General features: G+C 66.6%; 2 pseudogenes. Both read left to right on the forward strand.

Going from position 1 to position 857, the window contains the following annotated elements:
* Positions 1-357, forward strand: a pseudogene (locus tag HC022_RS27785) (alanyl-tRNA editing protein); the annotation flags it as partial.
* A gap of 153 nt (positions 358-510) precedes the next feature.
* A pseudogene (locus HC022_RS27790) lies at positions 511-857 on the forward strand (hypothetical protein); the annotation flags it as partial.

Raw genomic sequence — 857 nt, forward strand, 5'->3', positions numbered from 1 at the left:
ATCGCGGCGGGCTCGGGGCGACTCGACTTCGCCATGCCCGACGCGCCCGAGGACCGTGACCAGATCGAAGCCGCCCTGAACGCGCTGGTCGACCGGGATCTCGTGATAAGCGAGGACTGGATCGACGAGTCGGTGCTCGACGCCAACCCGGGGCTGGTCAAGACGATGACGGTCCAGCCCCCGCGCGGTCGCGGCCCGGTGCGGCTGGTGCGCATCGGCGCGGGCCGCGATCAGGTCGACCTGCAGCCCTGCGGCGGCACCCACGTCGCCCGCACCGGCGAGATCGGCAGCCTGCGGCTCGGCAAGATCGAGAACAAGGGCCGCCAGAACCGCCGCGTCAGCATCCTGCTGGACTGAGCGCGCCCGGACCGGGCGCGCTAGGTCAGCTGGCCTAGGGGTGGACTGTGAAGGTCAGTTTCGAAGCCGGCGGTCGCCGAGACTTCCTGCCTCGATCCGCCCGTCGTGCGCGAAGGCTCTTGCATTTCCATCGCTTAGCGCTTTCCTGGGCGCATGGTGAAGCTGGTTCTGTTGCACAAGGCCAACTCGATCTACGAGGACGAGCCCGATGTCGTTTACGATTTTCCTAGGTCCTACCTGAGGGCGATGAAGGACGCCGTGGGCGACTGGATCGTCTACTACGAGCCGGTCAAGGCCGGTCCGAAAGGCTATTTCGCTGTCGCCAAGATCTCTGATGTCATCCCGAAACCCAATGCGGAGGGGCGTTTCCTCGCCCGCATCGAGCCGGGCAGCTTCCTTCCGTTCGATCGCGACGTCCCGCGCCTCGTGGACGGGAGACCGCTCGAGACCGCGCTGATGGAGCCTGACGGCTCGCCCAAGAAGGGTGGTCTGGTCCAGCT

The sequence above is a fragment of the Salipiger sp. HF18 genome (genome assembly GCF_011806505.1).
Classification (GTDB): domain Bacteria; phylum Pseudomonadota; class Alphaproteobacteria; order Rhodobacterales; family Rhodobacteraceae; genus Salipiger; species Salipiger thiooxidans.